Annotated in this window: 15 protein-coding genes; 3 read left to right on the top strand and 12 right to left on the bottom strand. The window is 74.7% G+C overall.

The genetic code is table 11. The features are described from left to right. Window positions 1-2 precede the first annotated feature (2 nt). The 3 genes from OKX07_RS05030 to OKX07_RS05020 form a co-directional block, all read right to left on the bottom strand. Window positions 3-1487 (bottom strand): polysaccharide biosynthesis tyrosine autokinase, encoded by a 1485-nt coding sequence (locus tag OKX07_RS05030; protein WP_265630758.1) that lies wholly within the window; start codon window positions 1485-1487, stop codon window positions 3-5. Between the two features lie 168 nt (window positions 1488-1655). Beyond that, on the bottom strand, window positions 1656-2714 hold the full coding sequence (locus OKX07_RS05025) for a glycosyl transferase (protein ID WP_265630757.1): 1059 nt from the start codon (window positions 2712-2714) through the stop codon (window positions 1656-1658). Then, window positions 2711-4084 (bottom strand): O-antigen ligase family protein, encoded by a 1374-nt coding sequence (locus tag OKX07_RS05020; protein ID WP_265630756.1) that lies wholly within the window; start codon window positions 4082-4084, stop codon window positions 2711-2713. Before OKX07_RS05020 ends, OKX07_RS05025 begins: the two co-directional genes overlap by 4 nt. Window positions 4085-4221: 137 nt before the next feature. On the opposite strand from OKX07_RS05020, the gene OKX07_RS05015 reads away from it, so the two are divergent. After that, the gene (locus OKX07_RS05015; RefSeq protein WP_265630755.1) at window positions 4222-5409 is read left to right on the top strand and encodes a lipopolysaccharide biosynthesis protein; all 1188 of its coding nucleotides are present in this window, start codon (window positions 4222-4224) and stop codon (window positions 5407-5409) included. A gap of 16 nt (window positions 5410-5425) precedes the next feature. Here OKX07_RS05015 and OKX07_RS05010 read toward each other — a convergent pair whose 3' ends face one another. The 9 genes from OKX07_RS05010 to uidA form a co-directional block, all read right to left on the bottom strand. Then, window positions 5426-6952, bottom strand: a complete 1527-nt coding sequence (locus tag OKX07_RS05010; protein ID WP_265630754.1) for a sugar transferase — start codon at window positions 6950-6952, stop codon at window positions 5426-5428. Between the two features lie 211 nt (window positions 6953-7163). Next, window positions 7164-7784: an aminoacyl-tRNA hydrolase gene (gene pth, locus OKX07_RS05005; protein ID WP_265630753.1), complete on the bottom strand. Its 621-nt coding sequence runs from the start codon at window positions 7782-7784 to the stop codon at window positions 7164-7166. A 151-nt stretch (window positions 7785-7935) separates the two neighbouring features. Beyond that, on the bottom strand, window positions 7936-8556 hold the full coding sequence (locus OKX07_RS05000) for a 50S ribosomal protein L25/general stress protein Ctc (protein ID WP_265630752.1): 621 nt from the start codon (window positions 8554-8556) through the stop codon (window positions 7936-7938). A gap of 301 nt (window positions 8557-8857) precedes the next feature. Beyond that, window positions 8858-9517, bottom strand: coding sequence for an SIMPL domain-containing protein (locus OKX07_RS04995; protein ID WP_265630751.1), 660 nt, complete (start codon window positions 9515-9517; stop codon window positions 8858-8860). 1 nt (window position 9518) lies between these two features. Beyond that, window positions 9519-10502, bottom strand: coding sequence for a ribose-phosphate diphosphokinase (locus OKX07_RS04990; RefSeq protein ID WP_265630750.1), 984 nt, complete (start codon window positions 10500-10502; stop codon window positions 9519-9521). After that, window positions 10499-12178, bottom strand: a complete 1680-nt coding sequence (gene glmU, locus OKX07_RS04985; protein WP_265631809.1) for a bifunctional UDP-N-acetylglucosamine diphosphorylase/glucosamine-1-phosphate N-acetyltransferase GlmU — start codon at window positions 12176-12178, stop codon at window positions 10499-10501. The genes OKX07_RS04990 and glmU overlap by 4 nt, the downstream gene beginning before the upstream one ends. 118 nt (window positions 12179-12296) lie before the next feature. After that, window positions 12297-13706, bottom strand: coding sequence for a glucuronate isomerase (gene uxaC / locus OKX07_RS04980; protein WP_265631808.1), 1410 nt, complete (start codon window positions 13704-13706; stop codon window positions 12297-12299). A gap of 2 nt (window positions 13707-13708) precedes the next feature. Next, a complete protein-coding gene (uidB, locus tag OKX07_RS04975) occupies window positions 13709-15124 on the bottom strand; it encodes a glucuronide transporter (RefSeq protein ID WP_265630749.1) in 1416 nt (471 codons plus the stop codon). A gap of 60 nt (window positions 15125-15184) precedes the next feature. Further along, the gene (gene uidA / locus OKX07_RS04970) at window positions 15185-16978 is read right to left on the bottom strand and encodes a beta-glucuronidase (protein WP_265630748.1); all 1794 of its coding nucleotides are present in this window, start codon (window positions 16976-16978) and stop codon (window positions 15185-15187) included. A 138-nt stretch (window positions 16979-17116) separates the two neighbouring features. On the opposite strand from uidA, the gene OKX07_RS04965 reads away from it, so the two are divergent. Together OKX07_RS04965 and OKX07_RS04960 are read left to right on the top strand one after the other, a co-directional pair. Next, on the top strand, window positions 17117-18130 hold the full coding sequence (locus OKX07_RS04965; protein ID WP_265630747.1) for a LacI family DNA-binding transcriptional regulator: 1014 nt from the start codon (window positions 17117-17119) through the stop codon (window positions 18128-18130). A gap of 378 nt (window positions 18131-18508) precedes the next feature. Continuing rightward, window positions 18509-19945: a mannitol dehydrogenase family protein gene (locus OKX07_RS04960; protein ID WP_265630746.1), complete on the top strand. Its 1437-nt coding sequence runs from the start codon at window positions 18509-18511 to the stop codon at window positions 19943-19945.

Below are 19945 nucleotides of genomic sequence, written 5' to 3'. Positions count from 1 at the left end.
CCTCAGCGAGCGGGCTGCGCGCCCTCGCCGCGCCGGGCCGGGGCGCCAGCGGGCGTCGACGTGCCGCTCGACGGCGACCCCGCCTGCCCGGGGACGGACCCGCCCGCGCCCGGGGCGGCCGGGGCGCCGGGCTGCCGACGCGCGTTCCCCGTGCCCGGCGCACCGGGACGGTCGGCCGCACGCCGCGACAACCGCGCCGGCGCGACGGACGCCGCGTCGTTCATCACGACGCCGAGCAGGCTGGCGCCGGCCATCGACAGGGCGTTCACGGCCTCGGTGACCTGGTCGCTCGTGACGCGCGGGCGCCCGACGACCAGCACGACGCCGTGGGTGCCGGCGCCGAGCGCCGCCGCGTCGGTCACGGTCAGCACCGGCGGGGCCAGGCACACGACGAGGTCGTAGCCCTCGACGAGCCGTGCGAGCAGGTCACCCATCGCGGGTGACGTCACGAGGTCCCCGGGGCTGGCGACCGCGGCGCCCGCGGGCAGCACGTCCACGCCGTCGACGACGTGGACGGCCGCGGCGATGTCGCCCCGGGTGGCGACGAGATCGCTGAGCCCGGGGCCGGCCGGCAGGCGCAGGTCCTGCGCGAGGCGCGGATGACGCAGGTCCGCCTCGACCAGGACGGTGCGCAGACCCCCCTCGACGGCGGTGCGCGCGAGCCCGAGGCTCACCGTCGCCGCCCCCTCGTCGGCGGTGCACGACGTGACGAGGACGCTCGCGGGTCGCTCCCCCACGTCGAGCAGGCGCAGGTTCGTACGCAGCCGGCGGTAGTCCTCCGCCCACGGGTCGGCGTCGGGGATCGCGCTGCGCGACGGCCGACGGGGCGGGGCGATCTCCCCCAGCACAGGCGACGACGTCAGGCGCCGGGCGTCCGCCACGGTGCGCACGCGCGAGTCGAGCGCCGAGCGCAGCAGCACGAAGCCCAGGCCGACGAGGAAGCCGGCGAACGTGCCGACCAGGACGTTGGCCGTCACGTCGGGCGACGACGGCGAGCCGGGGGCGACCGCGGGCGCGACCGACGACACGACGATCGACGGCTGACCCTGCTGCAGCGGGGCGGCGTCGACGATCGCGATCTGCATCTCGTCCGCGACGGCGTTCGCGACCCGTGCGGCACCCTCGGCGTCCCGCCACGTCGCGGAGACCGAGATGAACGTCGTGCCGGACGAGATCGCCGCGGTCACCTTGCCCCGCAGCTCGGAGGACGACTCGAGGCCCAGCTCGTCGGCGACGGGGTCGAGCACGACGGGGGTGCGCGCGAGCGCCGCGTACGTGCCGACGACGCGCTCGACGAAGACGGCGCCGCTGTTGAGGTCCGCGGTGGACTGCCCCGACGCGGGCCGCACGAGGATCGTGGCCTGCGCCGTCCACATCTTCTGCTGGTTCACCGAGAACGCGAACGCGGCGACCGCGCCCAGGAGGGTCAGAGCCAGGATCGGCACCCACTGCTTGCGCAGGGCACCCAGGAGCTCACGCAGGTCCATCGCAGACCCTTCCGTTGGTCGGCCGAGTCGGTGACCACCACTGCCCGACGACGGAAGGACGGTTCCGACGACGGTGTGGGGGCGGGCAGGTCGACACCCAGCGGGCGACCGGCCCGCCGAGTGATGCTACACAGCGGGACGCAGCACAGGAGGAGGGCGACGCGACGTTCACCCGCGCACCGCGGGGACGTCCTCGGGCGCCGGCGCGGGGGTGTGACGGACGGCGGCGACCGCGGCCCGCCAGACCTCGACGTGCCGGCGGCCCACCGTCGGCCAGTCCCTGTCGGTGAGCCCGGACCGCTCCCCCGGGGGGATGCGCGCCGCCGCGGCGAGCGACGACACCACGTCGGCGGCGGTCAGCTCGCCGTCGTAGAGGTGCACCCACTGCGCCCCGACCTCGTGCTGCAGGTCGACGGTGGTGGGGGTACGGGGGACCAGCACCGGGCGGTCCAGCGAGAGCGGGACCAGGACCGCACCGGAGTTGTGCAGCTCCCGGTACGGGAGCACCACGAGCTGGGCCTCGCCGACGTGCGCGACCAGCTCGGCGTCCGGGACGAAGTCGAGCACGGGCCGGACCCGCGGGTCCGCGGCGGCGGCCGACTCGACGACCTCCCGCCAGCGGTCGGTCGCGGGACGGCCGACGACGCGCAGGGTCAGGCCGTCGTCGGGGATCTCGCGGACGACGTCGAGGAGCCTGTCGACCCCCTTGTAGTCCCGGATGATGCCGAAGTTCAGGACGCGCCCGGCCACCCGGTCGGGGCGCACGTGCGCCCCGAAGGGCTCGCGGTAGTCCGCCAGCCGCACCAGGGTGCGCGGGCGGCCGGGTCGCACCGGCGTCGCCTCGTTCAGCACGATCGTCCACGCGGTCGCGCGGTCCAGCGCGCCCAGGACCCACGACTCGACGCGGTCCCCGGGCTCGTGGGGGGCCAGGTTGTGCTCGGTGCGCACGACCGCGACGCGCAGCAGCGCGCACCGCGCCACCAGCGCGAGGCAGGCGGCCCGCTTGGCCCAGGTCCGCACCCCGCCGCGGCGCTCGTCGCGCACGAGACGCTCGGGCCAGTGGACGTGGAGCACGTCGTACCGCTGCGTGAACGCGCGACGCCACGTGAACCACGTGATCTCGACGTCGGCGGGCAGGTGGCGCACGACCTGGTCGGCGTACCGGGTGGTGCCGTCGGGCGGGTCGAGGACCTGCATGACGCGCAGCGGGCGGGTCGCGTCGGTCACGGCGCTCTCCTGAGGTCGAGGTGGGGGGGCGGACCGACGGGCGGGTCGAGCGCGCGCGCGACCGCGCGCTCGACGCTCGCGCACCGCCACGCCGTCGCGAGCAGCAGCGTGAGCGCGTACAGCGAGGGCGTGAAGTGCAGCGTGTTGTCCGCGGACGCGTTGAGCGCCGTCGCGGCCACGAGCGTCACGACGAGCGCGGCGTTCTCCCGCGCCGCGCCCTGCCGCACGAAGCGCAGGACCAGGCCGACGGTGGCCAGGACGACGAGCACGAGCAGGCCGAGCCCGAGCACGCCCATCTCGGCGAGCAGCCACAGGTACTCGTTGTGCGGGATGTTCGTCACCAGCACCCCGCCGGGCATCGTCGCCCCGAGGCCGAGGCCCGTCACGGGCGACGTCTGCCACGCGTCGATGATCTTGCCCCACGCCTCGTACCGCCAGAGCAGCGAGTTGCCCTCGGCCTCGGCGCTGGGGGCGGCGGTGAACTCCGCCAGCCGGCCCCGTCCCACGGGGGAGGCCAGCGCGCCGAGGACCAGGACACCGAGGCTGAGCAGCAGCACCCCCGTCGCGCGCGACAGCAGCCCGCGCATGAGCACCGTGCACAGGACGAGCCCGAGGACGAGCGACATCAGGCCCGTGATGGACCCCGTCGTGACGACCGCGACCGAGAACCCGACCACGGCGGCGAGGTCGAGACGGCGACGCGTGCCCTCGAACGCCAGGACGAGCGAGGCGATCGCGCACAGCGTGAAGAAGAAAGCGGCGGGGTTCGCCTGCGACAGGGTGCCCGACGCGCGCATCGTCGTGCCGATCGTCGTCCCGCTCCCGGTCACGGCCTGCTGGACCGCCACGAGCGCCGGCACGATGCCGGCGACCTGCACCACGCGCGCGGCCCGCGTCCGCGTGGGACGCGCACGGTCCGCCAGCACGACCGCCGCGACGGCGACGACGCTCAGCAGGCGCAGGCCCTCCTCGATGGCGATCATCCCGTGCGCGGGGTACCCGACAGCCGTGGCCACGCCCACGGGGACGGCGGCGAGCGCGAGCAGGATGAGCGCGCGCACGTCGTGCAGCGCCGCGACCAGACCGAGCGCCAGGACGCCGACACCCAGGGCGCCGGTCGCCCCCGGCACCTCACCCGAGTCGACGAGCGGACGCAGCACCACCGCACCGGCGAGGAACCAGAAGCCGTAGCGGTGCCCGACGGCGAGCAGCAGCGGGCCGGCCGCGGCCGCCACGACGAGGACAGGTGCGACGCCCTGCGCCAGCAGCCAGCCGCCGACGACGGCCCCGACGACGCACGCGGCGAGCAGCACGCGCACGCGCGTCCGCACCTGCGCCGCCGTCTCGCGGCCCGGCCCCGTCCCCGCCATGTGGTGGTCTCCCGATCGTCCCGGCCCCACCGGGCGCCCCGGTGCTAACTTACGGGCTCGGTGCAGGCCCGCAGTCGCCGGGGCCAGATCATCACCCGAGCGCCGGACCGGCCGGTCGCCTACCCCGAGGGGCGGACGTGGGACGTCAGTTCGTGCTGCTGCTGGGTTCACGCGTCACCGCCTCGCTGCTCCAGGCCGTGCTGTTCGCGCTGCTGGCGCGCAACGTCTCGCCCGCGGTCTTCGGACTGGTCGCCGCGGTCACCGGCGTCGTCGGTGTCGTGCTGGTCGCCACCGGAGCGGGCCAGGGCACCCTCGTGTCCCGGGCGCACGCGCAGGGCCGGGCCGACGAGGTCGCGTCGGCCGTGCGGCTCACCTGGGTCTCGGGGCTCCTGACGGCGGTCGTGCTCGCGCTCGCGCTCGGCGGCTGGGCGGCGCTCGCGGACGTGCCGGCGGCCCTGGTGCTCATCGCGCTCGCGCTGACCGTGGAGCGCACGACGGACGCGGCGCTCAACGTCCCGATCGCCGACGGCCGCGTCCTGGTGTCGGGCTGGCCGGTGCTGGCACGCCGCGCGGTCGCGGTCGGGCTGCTGGTCGCGGCCCTGGCGGCGGGACTGGACGCGCTGTGGTCGTACGCGGGCGCGATGCTGGTGGGCGCCGTGGTCGCGCAGCTGATGACGCAGCGCCTCGTCCCGCTCGCGGGTCGGCCGACGGTGCCGTGGCGCACGCTGGTACGCACGGGTGCGCCGTACATGTGGAACACGGTCGCGGCGCAGTCGCGCATGCTCGACACGGCGGTCGTCGCCGCCGTCCTGACGCCCGCCGCGGCCGGTGCGTACGCCGCAGCCTCCAAGCTGGTCCAGCCGGTGCTGCTCGTGCCGCAGACCATCGCGTCGCTCGTGCTGCCGCGGGCCGCGCGCGTGGGCGTGGCGGCGTCGCGGCGCATGGTGCGACCCCTGCTGCTGGCCGGCGTGGCCTCGCTGGTGGTCGTGATCCCGCTCGCGCTCGTCGCGCCGTGGCTGCTGGTGCTGGTCATGGGCGAGCAGTACGCGTCGTCGGCGGACACGTTCCGGGTGCTGCTCGTCGGCATGCCGTTCGTCGCGCTGTCGGCGCCGCTCGCCGCGATCCTGCAGGGCCAGGACCGTGCGCGCCTGGCCGCGGTGGTCGGCGTCGTGTTCGCGGTGGTCCTGCTCGTGGGCGTGGCCGTGGGTGCTGCCGTCGCCGGGCCCGAGGGGGCCGCGGCGGGCCTCTCGGCGAGCTTCGTGGCCCGGTCCCTCGTGCTGGTCGTCGCCGCCCTGCGCGTGCGCCCGGCGGACCCGGGCGCGTGACGCGGCGGCACGGGGGTCAGTAGGCCCCCGAGCCCCGCACGACGGCGCGCCCGGTCTTCCACAGGATCGTGAGGTCCATCGCGACCGACCAGTTGTCGACGTACCGCAGGTCCAGCCGGACGGACTCGTCCCAGCTGAGGTCCGCGCGGCCGCTGACCTGCCACAGGCCCGTGACGCCGGGGCGCACGTGCAGCCGACGACCGACCGGGTCGGCGTACTGGGAGACCTCGGACAGCAGCGGCGGGCGCGGACCGACGAGCGACATGTCGCCGAGCACGACGTTGATGAGCTGCGGCAGCTCGTCGACCGAGTAGCGGCGCAGGATCCTGCCGACGCGCGTGACCCGCGGGTCCTCGCGCATCTTGAACATCAGGCCGTCGCGGTCGGACTTCTCGAGCAGCGCACGGCGACGCTCCTCGGCGTCGATGTACATCGACCGCAGCTTCCACATCGTGAACGTCGTGCCGTCCAGGCCGACGCGCTCCTGGCGGTAGAACGCGCCGCCGGGCGACGTCGTGGCGACCGCGAGGGCCGCCGCCCCGATGACGGGCGACGCCGCCATCAGCAGCAGGAACCCGAACGTGCGGTCGAGCACCGACTTGACGAGCAGCCGGTGGCGCGGCGCGCCGACCTCGACCTCGAGCAGCGACAGCCCGGCCGTCGGCCGCACCGTCAGGCGCGGGCGGGAGACCTCGACGATGTCGGGCGCCACGACCAGCTGGGCGCCGGCGCGGCCGAGGGCCCAGCTCAGGCGACGCAGCGCGTCACCGCTGAGCTCGCTGCCGGAGACCACGACGGTCTCGACCGCGTGGTCGGCCACGACCTGCACCACGTCGGCGAGGCCGCCGAGCACCGGGACGCCCTCGAGGGCGCCCCTGTCGCGCTCGGCGAGGCACACGCCGACGGGCAGGTAGCCGTGGTGCGGCGCGAGCACGAGGTCACCGACGAGGCGCGCGGACGACGCGGCGTCGCCGACGACGAGCGTGCGGCGCATGCCGGCGCCCGCGGTCCGGTCCCGGTGCAGCCGGGTGCGGTGCAGGTGCCGCTGCCCGAGCGCCAGGACGAGCAGGACCGGGATCCCGACGACGACGGCGAGCCGCGGCACCATGAGCTGCAGCAGGTACGCGACCGCCATGAGCGAGGCCGCGAGCGCGAGCCCGGCGCGGAGCACGGCCTGCAGCTCCCCCGGGCCGTCGCCGAGGTGGTCGGGCCGGTACCCGCCGAAGACGAGGACGAGACCCGCGAAGGCGATCGAGCCGAGGCTCGCCCACAGCACCACGCCGAGCGTCAGGCCGTGGGCGGGCAGCAGCGACAGGGCACCCACCGCGAGCGCGAGCATGCCGTCCGACAGCGCCGAGGTGCGCGCGTAGTCCTTGCCGACCGTGGCCCATGCGCTCGTGAGCGCGTCCGGGGTGTTGAAGGGCGTGACCCGTCGGATGAACGGCTGGGGCGAGGCCCAGGACCGTCGCGGCTGGCGTGCGGGACGCCGTCGCTCGTCGACGTCGTCGGTGTGTCGGTGTACCCCGTCGGCCGTCACGGTCACAATGAGCCCCCCGGTTCGCGTCGTTGTGGGATGTTCGGAGGCTATACGGGCGGATCGCCCGACGGCGTCCGTTCTGTCCGATTTCACCCCAGGTACACGCCCTCACGCCACACTCGTGACGCACACCACTCGCGCGGGTCCACCGTCTCGCCGTGCCGCAGGGCCGACCGGGTGACGGCGCGACGACGCCGAGGAAGCCCCGCCTCGGGGCTCAGGCCTTGGTGTGGAAGCGCAGCTGCGCGGCCTGCAGGCCCTCGAGGACGACGGCCTCGACCGCGTCCGCGGCACGGTCGACCAGCCACGGCAGGTCCTTCTTCTCCGGCCCGGAGAAGTCCTTGAGCACGAAGTCCGCGGGGTCCTGACGGCCGGGGGGCCGACCGACGCCGACGCGCACGCGCACGTACTCCTTGCTGCCGAGCGCCTTGCTGGTGTCCCGCAGGCCGTTGTGGCCACCCTCGCCGCCGCCGCGCTTGAGCCGCACGTCCGCGAACGGGATGTCGAGCTCGTCGTGCACGACGACGACCCGCTCGACGGGGACGTCGTGGTAGCGCGCCAGTGCCGCCACGGGGCCGCCGGACACGTTCATGTACGTCGTCGGCTTGGCGAGGACGACCCGCGGGCCGGGCACCCCCCCGGGCAGCGTGCCCAGGCGGGTCTCCGCGGTCGCGGCCTGCGGGCGCCGGCCGAGCAGGCCGCCGCCGCGCGTGGCGAACGCAGCACCCGCGCGACGCGCGAGCTCGTCGAGCACCATCTGGCCGACGTTGTGCCGATTGCCCGCGTACGGCGCGCCGGGGTTCCCGAGGCCGACGACGAGCCAGGGTCCGTCGCTCACGGGGCGGTCCTCCAGGGGTGCGGTCGTGCCGGGGGACGGGGTGCGGTCGTGCCGGCGGGCGGGGGCACGGGTGTCGGTCGTCAGGCCGACGGGGGTACGACGACGCCCGGCACCGAGGACGGTACCGGGCGTCGGGACGTGCGGCGCAGGCTCAGAGGCTCTCGGCGGCCGATTCGGCCGACTGCTTCGCGGCGAGGTCGGCGACGGCCTCGTCGGCGGCGACGTCGGCGGCGGACGCCTGCGGGACGCTGACGGCGACGACCGTGAGGTCGGCGTCGCTCAGGAGCGTCGCGCCCTGCGGCAGGACGACGTCACCGGCGGTGACCGTCGCGCCGGCGACCAGGCCCTCGATCGACACCTCGACGAACTGCGGCAGGTGCGTGGCCTCGGCCTCGAGGGACAGGTTCTGCGTCTCGACGACGTGGATCGTGCCGGGGTAGGACTCACCCACCACGTGGACGGGGACGTCGACGGTGACCTTCTCGCCCTTCTTCACGATGAGGAGGTCGACGTGCTCGATGATCTGGCGCACGACGTCGCGCTGGACGTCCTTGACGATCGCGAGGGTCGTGACCCCGTCGAGCTCGATCGAGTACAGCGCGTTGGAGTGCTTCAGCGCGAGCATCGTCTCGTGGCCCGGGAGCGCCACGTGCAGCGGGTCGGTGCCGTGCCCGTACAGGACGGCGGGGATGTGGTTGGTGCGGCGCAGGCGGCGCGCTGCGCCCTTGCCGAACTCGGTGCGGGGGATGGCGGCGAGCTTGATCTCGGACACGGGTGCTCCTCAGGCGTGACGTGGCGCCGCGGTGGTGCGCGGGCGCGGGGGTCTGACGGGCCCGGCGGGCCGGCGGGCTCCTCGGGTGGTGCGGGCACAGGGCCCGGTGGCCTCGACGCGGGACGCAGGACGGGCACGCGGAGGCGACCACCCAGTCGATCACGGAGCCGGCGGTGCCGGCCGGAGGTGGTGCTACCGGTGGACCGTCCGTCGTCCCTCGCCGAGGCAACCTGGCGATCCTACCGGAACACGGCGTCGGCGACGACACCCGCCGGACGACGCGCACGTCGCCGGACGCCACTCAGGCGGGGTCGTCCGCCCAGGCCCACCGGGCCGTCACGGCCGCCTGCACCGTCTGCTCGCCGGGCTCGACGGGCGCCGCGAACGCCCCGGCGACCGCCGCACGCGCGAACCGGGGCGTGGCCCCGCCACCGGGCTCGTCCTCCCGGACCCACAGCACGCGGCCCAGCGGGCGCCCGGCCAGGGCGGCGAGGTGCTCGGCCTTCGCCGCGGCGTCCTGCCACGCGGCCTCGCGCGCGCGGGTCTGCGCCGGTCCGGGGTCGCTGACGACGAGCCGCAGGCCGCCCAGGCGCACGTGCGCGCCACCCGCGGCCAGGGCCCCGCCGATCACGTCGCCGGCCGTGGCGACGTCCCGCAGCGTGACGACCAGCCCGAGGTGCGCGACGACTCGCAGGCCCTCGCCGTCGGGCCCGGTCTGCTCGGTCCACGTGGACGTGCTGCCGGTGCGCACGGCGCGGTCCTCGACGCCCGCGGCGCGCAGCGCGGCGCGGACGGCCGCAAGGGCGTCGGTCGCGTCCCGCAGCGCGGCGCTGACGTCCGGCGCCCGCACCTCGGTGCCGAGGTCGGCGACGACGACGTCCGGCACCGCCTCCGCGGCGCCCGCGCCGCGCACGGTCACGCCGCCGCGGCGGCCGCCGTCACCGCGCTCGTCGTGCGACACGTCAGGCGTTCCCGTCGAACAGGGACGTCACCGAGCCGTCGTCGAACACCTCGCGGATCGCGCGGGCGAGCAGCGGAGCGATCGACAGGACCGTGAGCTGCGGGAACCGGCGGTCCTCGGCGATCGGCAGGGTGTCGGTGATGATGACCTCGCGCGCGCCGCACTGCTGCAGGCGCTCGACGGCGGGGTCCGACAGCACGCCGTGCGTCGCGGCGACGATGACGTCCTTGGCGCCCGCGTCGAGCACCACCCGGACGGCACCGGCGATCGTGCCGGCCGTGTCGATGAGGTCGTCGACGATCACGCAGCTCTTGCCCTCGACGTCGCCGACGACCCGGTTGGCGACCGCCTTGTTGGGGCTGCGGATGTCGCGCGTCTTGTGGACGAAGGCGAGCGGGCCGCCGCCGAGCTTCGCGGCCCACTGCTCGGCGACGCGGATGCGACCGGCGTCGGGCGAGACGACCGTGACGTTCGACGTGTCGACGCGCGTGCGCACGTAGTCGACGAGGATCGGCTGCGCCCACAGGTGGTCGACCGGCCCGTCGAAGTACCCCTGCGTCTGCGCGGCGTGCAGGTCGACGCTCATGAGGCGGTCGGCACCGGCGGTGAGGAACAGGTCGGCCATGAGCCGCGCCGAGATGGGCTCGCGCCCGCGGTGCTTCTTGTCCTGCCGGGCGTACCCGTAGAACGGCGCGATCACGGTGATGGTCTTGGCCGAGGCGCGCTTCAGGGCGTCGACCATGAGCAGCTGCTCCATGATCCACTGGTTGATCGGCGCGCAGTGCGACTGCAGGACGAACGCGTCGGACCCGCGGACCGACTCCCCGAACCGCACGTAGATCTCGCCGTTGGCGAAGTCGTACGCGGTGGTCGGCAGCAGCTCGATGTCCAGCGCCCGTGCCACGTCCTGCGCGAGCTCGGGGTGCGCTCGGCCGGAGGCCACCACCAGGCGCTTCTCCCCGTCGTGCCTGATGATGCCGGTCATCGCTGCCCGTCCTCGGTCGTCGTGCCGGTCGTCGGGCTCTGCGCCGGGGCGTCCGTGGGGTCCTCCAGCGGGGCGGGCTGGCCGGGCAGGTGCGGCGGTGGCGTCACGGGGATCGCCGCGGTCGCGGCGCGGTCGAGCTCCTGGCGCGCCTGCGGGGACAGCCCCGCGACGTCGCGCGAGCCCCGCGCGCGGGTGGCGGCGTCGGCCGCGGCCGTGCCCGCCCGGGAGCGCGCGACCCAGCCCTCGATGTTGCGCTGCGCGCCGGCGCTCACGGCGAGCGCCCCCGCGGGGACGTCGCGGCGCACGACCGTGCCGGCACCCGTGTACGCGCCGTCGCCGACCACGACGGGCGCGACGAACATGTTGTCCGAGCCCGTGCGGGCGTACGAGCCGATGACCGTGCGGTGCTTGTTGACGCCGTCGTAGTTGACGGTCACCGACGCGGCACCGATGTTCGAGTGCTCGCCGATCGTCGCGTCCCCGACGTAGGACAGGTGCGGGATCTTCGACCCCACGCCGATCTGCGCGTTCTTCGTCTCGACGAACGTGCCGATCTTGCCGTCCGCGCCCAGGTCCGTGCCGGGCCGCAGGTACGCGAACGGGCCGACGGTGGCGCCCGCGCCGATGACGGACAGGGACCCGTGCGTGCGCACGACGACCGCGCCGGGGCCGACCTCGACGTCGGTGAGCGTGGTGTCCGGTCCGACGGTGGCGCCCTCGCCGACGACGGTCGCACCGTGCAGCTGGGTGCCCGGCAGCAGGGTGACGTCGCGCCCGAGCTCCACGTCGACGTCGACCCACGTGGTGCCCGGGTCGACGACGGTGACGCCGGCGCGCATCCACTCCTCCAGGACGCGGCGGTTGAGCTCGGCGCGCAGCACCGCGAGCTGCACGCGGTCGTTGACGCCCTCGACGCTCAGCGGGTCGTCGGTGCGCAGCGCGCGCACGTGACCGCCGTCGGTGCGCGCGATCGCGAGCACGTCCGTCAGGTACACCTCGCCCTGCGCGTTGTCGCGACGCAGCCGGGCCAGCGCGGTGCGCAGCACGCCCGCGTCGAAGACGTAGACCGAGGTGTTGATCTCGGTGATCCCCCGCTGGGCGTCGTCGGCGTCCTTCTCCTCGACGATGCCCAGGACGTCGCCCGTGCCGGGCTCGCGCAGGATGCGGCCGTAGCCGGTCGGCTCGGGCACCTCGGTGGTGAGCACCGTGACGGCGTTCGCGTCGGCGACGTGCGCCGCGAGCAGCTCGCGCAGCGTGCCCGCGTCGAGCAGCGGGACGTCGCCCGCGACGACGACGACGGCGCCCGCGAGCACCGAGTCGGCGGCGGAGCCCCCCACGTCGTGGCCCCGCGCCGAGACGTCGGCGGTGGCGGCCTGCGCGGCGGCGTCGAGCGCCGACATCGCGACCTGCACGGCCCTGCCGGTGCCCGGGACGTCGTCCTGGTCGACGAGCAGCGCGTCCGGGTCGACCTGCAGGACGTGCGCGGCGACGAGCTCGCGCTCGTGCCGGACGACGACGGCCACCCGGTGCGGCTCGAGCGCGCGGGCCGCGGCCAGCGCGTGCCCGACCATGCTGCGCCCCCCGAGGGAGTGCAGGACCTTGGGGGTGGCGGAGCGCATGCGCGTGCCCTCACCCGCTGCGAGGACGACGACGGCGGCTGGGCGGACGGTCACCAGTGGGTGCTCCTCGCGGATCTGCCCGCGGACGGGCGGTGGTTCTGCCGTGATGGGACTCTACCGGTGCCGCACGGGGCAGCGGCGCGGCCCTGGTCCGGCATGCGGCACCGTCACGGCCTCAGAGGCGGAACACCGCGGCCGGCCGGCCCGTCACCAGGTCGACGAGCGCGTCCGCCGCCTCGTCCTCCTCCAGGCGGTGCTCGGCGACGAGGGACGCGAGGAACCCGGCGTCGAGGCGGCGCGCCATGTCGTGCCGCGCCGGGATCGAGCACAGCGCGCGCGTGTCGTCGATGAACCCGCTCGTGCGGCTCAGCCCGGCGATCTCCGTCACGGACTCGCGCCACCGGCGGATCGACGCGGGCGCGTCGAGGAACCACCACGGCGCACCGACGTACACCGACGGGTAGAACCCGGCCAGCGGCGCCAGCTCGCGCGAGACCACCGACTCGTCGAGCGTGAACAGCACCAGCCGCAGGTCGGGGTGGGTGCCGTACCGCTCGAGCAGGGGGCGCAGGTGGTCGGTGAACGCGCCCGGCAGCGGGATGTCGTGCCCGCTGTCAGGGCCGTACCGCGCGTGCGACGGGCCGTGGTGGTTGCGCCGCACCCCCGGGTGCAGCGTCATCGTCAGGCCGTCCTGCGTGGACAGGCGGGCCATCTCCAGCAGCATGTGGCGGCGCAGCGCGGCACCCTCGTCGGCGCTGACCGTGCCGGCCAGCGCGCGGGCGTAGAGCAGCTCGGCGTCGACGTCGTCGAGCGGGGCCGTGCCGACGTCCTCGTGGCTGTGGTCCGCCGACACCGCGCCGTGCGCGCGGAAGTACGCGCGCCGGTCGGCCATGGCCGCGACCCAGCCGGCGTACGTGCCGGTCCCGGTCCCGGCGGCCGCGCCCAGCCGGGCGACGGCGTCCGCCCAGCCCGCGACGGCCGGCTCCAGGTACCGGTCCGGTCGGAACGTCGGCAGCACCCGGGTGGTGCAGGTCGGGTCGTCGCGCAGCGCGGCGTGCGCCGCCAGGTCGTCGACCGGGTCGTCCGTGGTGGCGAGCACGTCGATGCCGAACCGGTCCAGCAGCGCACGCGGACGGAACGCGGGGCGGCGCAGCCGGTCGTCGACCAGGTCGTACAGCTCGTCGGCGGTGTCCGCGCCGGGTCGCAGGTCGGTGCCGAAGACGCCCTGCAGCGTGGCGTCGAACCAGTACCGCACCGCGGTGCCGCGCAGGACGTGCCAGTGCGTGCACAGCGCGCGCCACGCCACCCGGGCCGCGTCCGCGTCGAGCGGCTCACCGCCCACCCCGAGCGTCTCGAGGGGCACGCCCGACGCGTGCAGCAGGCGCGTCACGTAGTGGTCGGGCGTGAGCAGCAGCGACGTCGGGTCGCGGAACGGCTCGTCGTCGAGGAGCAGCTGGGCGGGCACGTGCCCGTGCGGCGAGATGATCGGCAGGTCGCGGACGCCCTTGTAGAGGTCGCGTGCGAGGGTGCGCACCCCCGGGTCGAGGGGCAGCAGGCGGTCGTCGTGGTGCGCGCGGGTCCTCACCGTCACGCCGTCCCGTCAGCTGCCGTGCGCGCGGCACGACGCTCGGCGACCTCGGCCACCATGCGGGCGTGCACCTGCTCCGTCAGCGGGTAGACGAGCATGATGAGGACGCCGATGGTGATGAACACCGCGGGCACGAACCCGGCGACGTGGCGGATGCCGTCGAGGGTGGCGGGCGACTGCACGTCGGCGAGGCCGACGTACCCGACGAGCCCCAGCCCGTACGCCGCAGCGGCACCGCCGACGGCCTGCCCGACCTTGCGCGTGAACGAGAACACCGCGTACGTCGTGCCCTCCGTCCGCACGCCGCTGCGCCACTCGCCGTACTCCACGGTGTCGGCCTCGAGGGCGAACATCAGCACGTTGACGGCCGACAGGCCGACGCCGTAGAGCGCGAAGAACGCGATCGCGACGGCCGGCACGGACGGCGGCGCGAGCGCGATGCCGATCGACGCGACCACCGCGACGACGCCCGCCCCGATGTACGACAGGCGCTTGCCGAACCGGCGCACGAGCCGCGGGACCAGCGGCGACACGACGAACATGCTGACGGTGCTCACGAGCGTCAGGGGGATGAAGTAGCCGGCGTCGCCCAGCACGTCGCGGGCGTAGTACAGCTGCAGCGTCTGCAGCGTGAACATGCCGGTGAGGAACGCCACCGCGCTGCCGCACAGCATGAGCAGCGGGCGGTTGCCCTTGAGGGTCCCCAGGCTCTGGCGCAGCGACACCCGCGCGACGTCGCGCTGCACGGTCTCGCGGGACGTGCGGAACAGGATCGCGTACAGCCCCATCCCCACGACCACGAACAGCAGGGTCGTCATCGTCAGGGACTGCTGCAGGTTCTCCGCGTTCTTGATCTGCGGCGTCACGACGAACGCGAGCAGCAGGATCGTCGCCGCGGTGCCCATCATGCGGAAGCTCGCGAGCCGCGCGCGCTCGTCCGACGCCTGCGTCATCGCCGAGGCCAGCGAGCCGTACGGGATGTTGACGAGGCTGTACGCCAGGCCCAGCGCGGCGTAGGTGATGTACGCGTAGACGAGCTTGCCGGTGCCGGACAGCCCGCCCGGGACCGTGAACGTCGCGACGGACAGCAGCAGCAGGGGCAACGAGCCGAACAGGAAGAACGGTCGGAACTTGCCCCAGCGGGTCATCGTCCGGTCGACGAGCCGGCCGGCGTACATGTCGGCGAACGCGTCCCACACCCGCACGACCAGGAACAGCGTCCCGGCCGCGGCGGCGGAGATCCCGACGACGTCGGTGTAGTAGACGAGCAGGAACATCGACGTCATCGAGAACGCCAGGTTGTTCGCGGCGTCACCCGCCCCGTACCCGAGGTAGTTGCGCAGCCGCAGGCGACCGGGGGCGGTGCTGGGCGGGACGCCGGCAGTGGGTGCCGGAACAGCGGCGGTGCTGGTCATGGCGTGCTCCAGAGGTACGGGGACGGGCGACGCCCGTCGGGATCGGGATGGGTGGACGGGTCAGTCGGCGGTGCGGGTCCAGCGGCGGCGCAGGAGGTGCGCGGCGGCCTTGGGCCGGCGGTCGCGCGTGAACACGCCCTTCTTGTTGCCGTCGACGCGGAAGACCGAGGCCGACGCGGTGCGGAAGTCCGCGAAGTTCCAGACGTGCTCGCCGACGACGGCGTCGACGGAGTCGAACACGCGGTGGTTCATGTCGAGGTACGCCTCCTGGTACTCCTCCGACCAGGGCTCCGGCGTCAGGGAGTGCAGGCCCGCGACGGTGTCGGCGCCGTACTCGGTGATGATGATCGGCTTGCCGTCCCCCGCCCACTGCTCGAGCTCGGTGCGCCAGGCGTCCTCGGCTGCGGCCAGGTCGCCGGTGTTGACGTACCAGCCGTAGTAACGGTTGAGCATGAGCACGTCGCCCAGCTCCGAGACCTGGCACTTCCCGTGCGTCGCGAGCATGACGTTGACGAAGCCGACGGGCCGCGACGGGTCGAGCTCGCGGGTCAGCGCGAACAGCGGCTCGAAGTACGCGCGGGCGGCGTCGGTGTCCGACTCGGGCTCGTTGGCGATGGACCACAGGACGACGCTCGGGTGGTTCTTGTCGCGTGCGACCAGCTCACGGATCGCCTGGGCGTGCGCGGCCTGCGAGTCGTCGTTCACCGTCTCGGGCGAGAAGGTCGTGTAGTTCTGCCCGCCGAAGATCCCGCCGGCCAGGCCCATGTTCTGGCCCACGGCCGCGACCTCGTCGATGACGACGATGCCCGCACGGTCCGCGTAGTCGTAGACCTCGTCGGCGTAGGGGTAGTGCGACGTGCGGAACGAGTTGGCGCCCATCCAGTCCATGAGGGCGAAGTCGTGGACGAGGAACACGTCGTCGTGCCCCTTGCCGCGCACCGGGGTGTCCTCGTGCTTGCCGAACCCGCGGAAGTAGAACGGCTCCCCGTTGATGAGGAACTGCGTGCCGCGCACCTCGACGCTGCGGATGCCGACGCTCTGGTGGTACTCGTCGACGGCCTCGCCCGCAGCGTCGACCAGCGCGACGTGCAGGTCGTGCAGGTACCCGTCGCCCGGGGCCCACAGGTGGGCGTCGGGGACGGTGAGCGTGCCGGACGCGCCGTCGGCCTGCGCGACCGGCGCGCCGTCGGCGTCGCGCAGGGTGACCCGCACGGTCAGGTCCGAGGCTGCCGGGCCGGCGGCGACCACGTCGTAGCGGACGACGCCCGCCGTGCCGTCGACGCCCGTGACGACCGTGACGTCGTCGACGTAGGTCGTGGGCGTCGCGTACAGCCACACGCTGCGGTGCAGACCGGAGAAGTTGTAGAAGTCGTGGAAGTACTGCTGGCGGCGCCCGTGCGGGGTGTCGTGGACGATGCCCGGGGGGATCGTCTGGAACGTCAGCTCGTTGTTCACCAGCGCGGTGACGCGGATCTCCGCGCCCGGGGTGACGAGCTGGGTGATGTCCGCCTCGAACGGCGTGTAGCCGCCCTCGTGCTGCATCACGCGCTGCCCGTCGAGCCACACCGTCGCGGCGTGCGTCGCGGAGTCGAAGCGGAGCACGACGCGCTGGTCCGCCCAGCCGCGCGGCACCCGGGCGACCGTCTGGTACCAGGCGTCGCCGACGTGGTCACGGCCCTGCGCTCCAGGGACGATGTCGTTGTAGCTGGCCGGGACCGGCATGCGCGACGCCCCCGTGAGGGGACCCTGCTGCCAGCCGGCGGTACGGCCCTCGCTGACGGCGTCGAGGCGGAAGTCCCACAAGCCGTCCAGCGTCTTGCGCTCACGGGTGGCGGTGTCCTGGGGGCGAAGCATCAGTGCTCTCCTCTCCGGTGCCGACCCGGAGCCTTCGATGAGGCGGTCGGCACGGTGTGTCCTCACTCATTGGGCGGTGCGCGGTGTTGTACCGACAAGTGGTTGCCATGAGTTGCCATCCGGCCTAGCGTCGCGGGCATGGCCGATCGGCATGGTGGCCGGGCACGGTCCGCCCCGACGATCTACGACGTCGCGGCGGCCGTCGGGGTCGCGCCCTCGACGGTGTCCCGCGCGTTCTCCCGGCCCGGACGCGTCAGCGTCGAGACGTCCGCGCGCATCCACGAGGCGGCCGAACGCCTGGGCTACCGCGCCAACGCGCTCGCACGCGCCCTGCCGACCGGACGCACGTCGATGCTGGCCATGGTCGTGTCCGACGTGACCAACCCGTTCTACTTCGAGATCATCCGCGGCGCCGAGGCGGCCGCCAACGAGCAGGACTACACGCTGCTCGTCGCCGACGTGCTCGAGGACGCCCACGTCGAGCGCACGGCGCTCGAGCGGTCCCTCCCGTTCGTCGAGGGCCTGGTGCTGGGCACGTCACGGATGTCGGACTCCGCGGTGCGCGTGATCGCGCGACAACGTCCGACGGTCGTGCTCAACCGCGTCGTCACCGGCATCCCGAGCGTCGTCACCGACAACGCCAAGGGCATGCGGCAGGCCGTCGAGCACCTGGGCAGCCTGGGGCACCGGTCGATCGGGTACGTCGCGGGCCCGGAGGCGTCGTGGGCGGACGGTACGCGCTGGCTGGCGATGCGGGAGGCCGCGCACGACCTGGAGATGCACGCGCACCGCGTCGGCCCGTTCCCCCCGACGCTGGCCGGCGGCGCGCTCGCAGCCGAGCCGGTGCTCGCCAGCGGCGTGACGGGCGTCGTGGCGTACAACGACCTCGTCGCGATCGGCCTGCTGCGGCGCCTGACGCAGCAGGGGGTGCGCATCCCGCAGGACCTGAGCGTCGTCGGGTTCGACGACATCTTCGGTGCCGAGCTGTGCACGCCGACGCTCACGACGGTGGCGGCCCCGCTCACGGCGCTCGGGCAGTACGCCGTGCGCATGCTGCTGCACGAGGCCCGGGCACGCACACCGCGCGAGGTCCGTCCCGCGCGACTCCCCGCCCGCCTGGTCGAGCGCGAGTCCACAGCCCCACCCCCCTGACCCCCTACCCCCGTCCCCCGCGAGAGAGCAATCCAGCACCACCCCGCCCACCCCATGAGCACGAGAGAGCAATCCAGCCCCACCCCATGGGCGTGAGAGAGCAATCCAGCACCGTCCGCAGCGAGCTGGATTGCACTCTCGCGGCCAGAGGCTGTGCTGGATTGCACTCTCGCGGCCAGAGGCTGTGCTGGATTGCACTCTCACGGCAAAGGGGTGGGCTGGATCGCACTCTCGCGGATTGTGGGTGGGCTGGATTGCACTCTCGCGACCCAGGGGGTGGGCGGCAACTGACGGCAACCGGTTGTCACGGGACGGGCCCACAGTGCTCAATCGAGGGAGCGCGCACCGCACCGGTGCACCCCGTCGGAAGGTCGCACCGTGGACGTCTCCCCCGCCTGGCGCCGTGACGAGCCGGCGCCGCCGGTCCGCGTCGTGCACCTCGGCCTCGGCGCGTTCGCCCGCGCCCACCTGCTGACCTACACGCAGGACGCCGGTGCGGACCTGCCGCCGGCGCAGCGGTGGGGTGTGGCCGGGTTCACCGGGCGCTCGGCGCGGGCCGCGCACGACCTCGCCTCGCAGGACGGGCGGTACACGCTCGTCGAGCGGGGCGTCGACGGTGACCGGACCCGGGTCGTCGACGCGCTCGTGGAGGTGCACGACGGCGCCGACGCCACCCGGTGGCGCGCCCTGCTGGCCCGGCCGGAGGTCGCGGTGCTCACGCTCACCGTCACCGAGGCCGGGTACCGGCGGACCTCCACGGGTGCGCTCGACCGCCGCGACGCCCAGGTCCGCGACGACGCGGCGCTGCTCGGCCGGTACGTCGCCGACGGGGACGCGGGTGGCACGGCGCGCGCCGCGACGACCGCGCCGGGGCGCGTGCTCGACGGGCTGCGCGCCCGACGCGCCGCCGGCGGCGGAACCCTGGCGGTGGTGAGCCTGGACAACCTGCCCGACAACGGCGACGCGCTGCGGCGCGTCGTCCTCGAGCTCGCCGAGGACGTCGACCACGACCTGGCCGGCTGGGTCCGGACGCACGTCGCGTTCGTCTCGAGCATGGTCGACCGGATCACGCCCGCCACCACGGACGCCGACCGCACCGCCGTGCGCGACGCGACCGGCCGGCAGGACGCCGCGCCCGTCGTGACCGAGCCGTTCCGCGAGTGGGTGCTCTCCGGCCGGTTCCCCGCCGGGCGCCCCGCCTGGGACGTCGCGGGCGCGCGGTTCGTCGCCGACCTCGCACCGTACGAGCACCGCAAGCTGTGGCTGCTGAACGCCGGGCACTCGCTGCTCGCGTACGCGGGCCTGCCGCGCGGGGCCCGCACCGTCGCCGAGGCGTACGCCGACCCCGTGGTCCGGACCCGGCTGGAGGAGCTGTGGCGTGAGGCCCGCGAGGTGCTCCCGCTGACGGGCGGCGAGCTCGACGACGCGCTCGCCGACCTGCGCTCCCGCTTCGCGAACGCGCGCATCGAGCACCGCCTGGAGCAGATCGCCCGCGACGGGTCGCAGAAGCTGCCCGTGCGCGTGCTGGCCGTCGCCCGCACGCGACGCGACGCCGGGCTCCCCGTGGGCCCGGCCGGTGCGGGCGTCCTCGCCGACTGGGCCCAGCACCTGCGCGACAGCGTCGGCGTGGCCGGCGACGAGGCCCACCCGGACCTCGCCGCCGCGCACCTCGCCGACCGGCTGCGGGACGCCGACCCAGACACGGCCGCGGCGTTCGTCGTCGCGGCGCTCGCGCCCGACCTCGCCGACGACCGCACGTTCGTCGCCACCGTCGCCGGGGCCGTCGCCGCCCGGCACGCCCTGACCCCGTCCTGA

Source organism: Cellulomonas sp. S1-8, assembly GCF_026184235.1.
Taxonomy (GTDB): domain Bacteria; phylum Actinomycetota; class Actinomycetes; order Actinomycetales; family Cellulomonadaceae; genus Cellulomonas.
This window is presented reverse-complemented; position numbering and strand designations above follow the sequence as displayed.

What these genes read in the sequence shown, in the direction of transcription:
- OKX07_RS05030 (WP_265630758.1), bottom strand. Translation starts at nt 1,487, where the DNA reads ATGGACCTGCGTGAGCTCCTGGGTGCCCTGCGCAAGCAGTGGGTGCCG.
- OKX07_RS05020 (WP_265630756.1), bottom strand. Translation starts at nt 4,084, where the DNA reads ATGGCGGGGACGGGGCCGGGCCGCGAGACGGCGGCGCAGGTGCGGACG.
- OKX07_RS04990 (WP_265630750.1), bottom strand. Translation starts at nt 10,502, where the DNA reads ATGACCGGCATCATCAGGCACGACGGGGAGAAGCGCCTGGTGGTGGCC.
- uidB (WP_265630749.1), bottom strand. Translation starts at nt 15,124, where the DNA reads ATGACCAGCACCGCCGCTGTTCCGGCACCCACTGCCGGCGTCCCGCCC.
- uidA (WP_265630748.1), bottom strand. Translation starts at nt 16,978, where the DNA reads ATGCTTCGCCCCCAGGACACCGCCACCCGTGAGCGCAAGACGCTGGAC.
- OKX07_RS04965 (WP_265630747.1), top strand. Translation starts at nt 17,117, where the DNA reads ATGGCCGATCGGCATGGTGGCCGGGCACGGTCCGCCCCGACGATCTAC.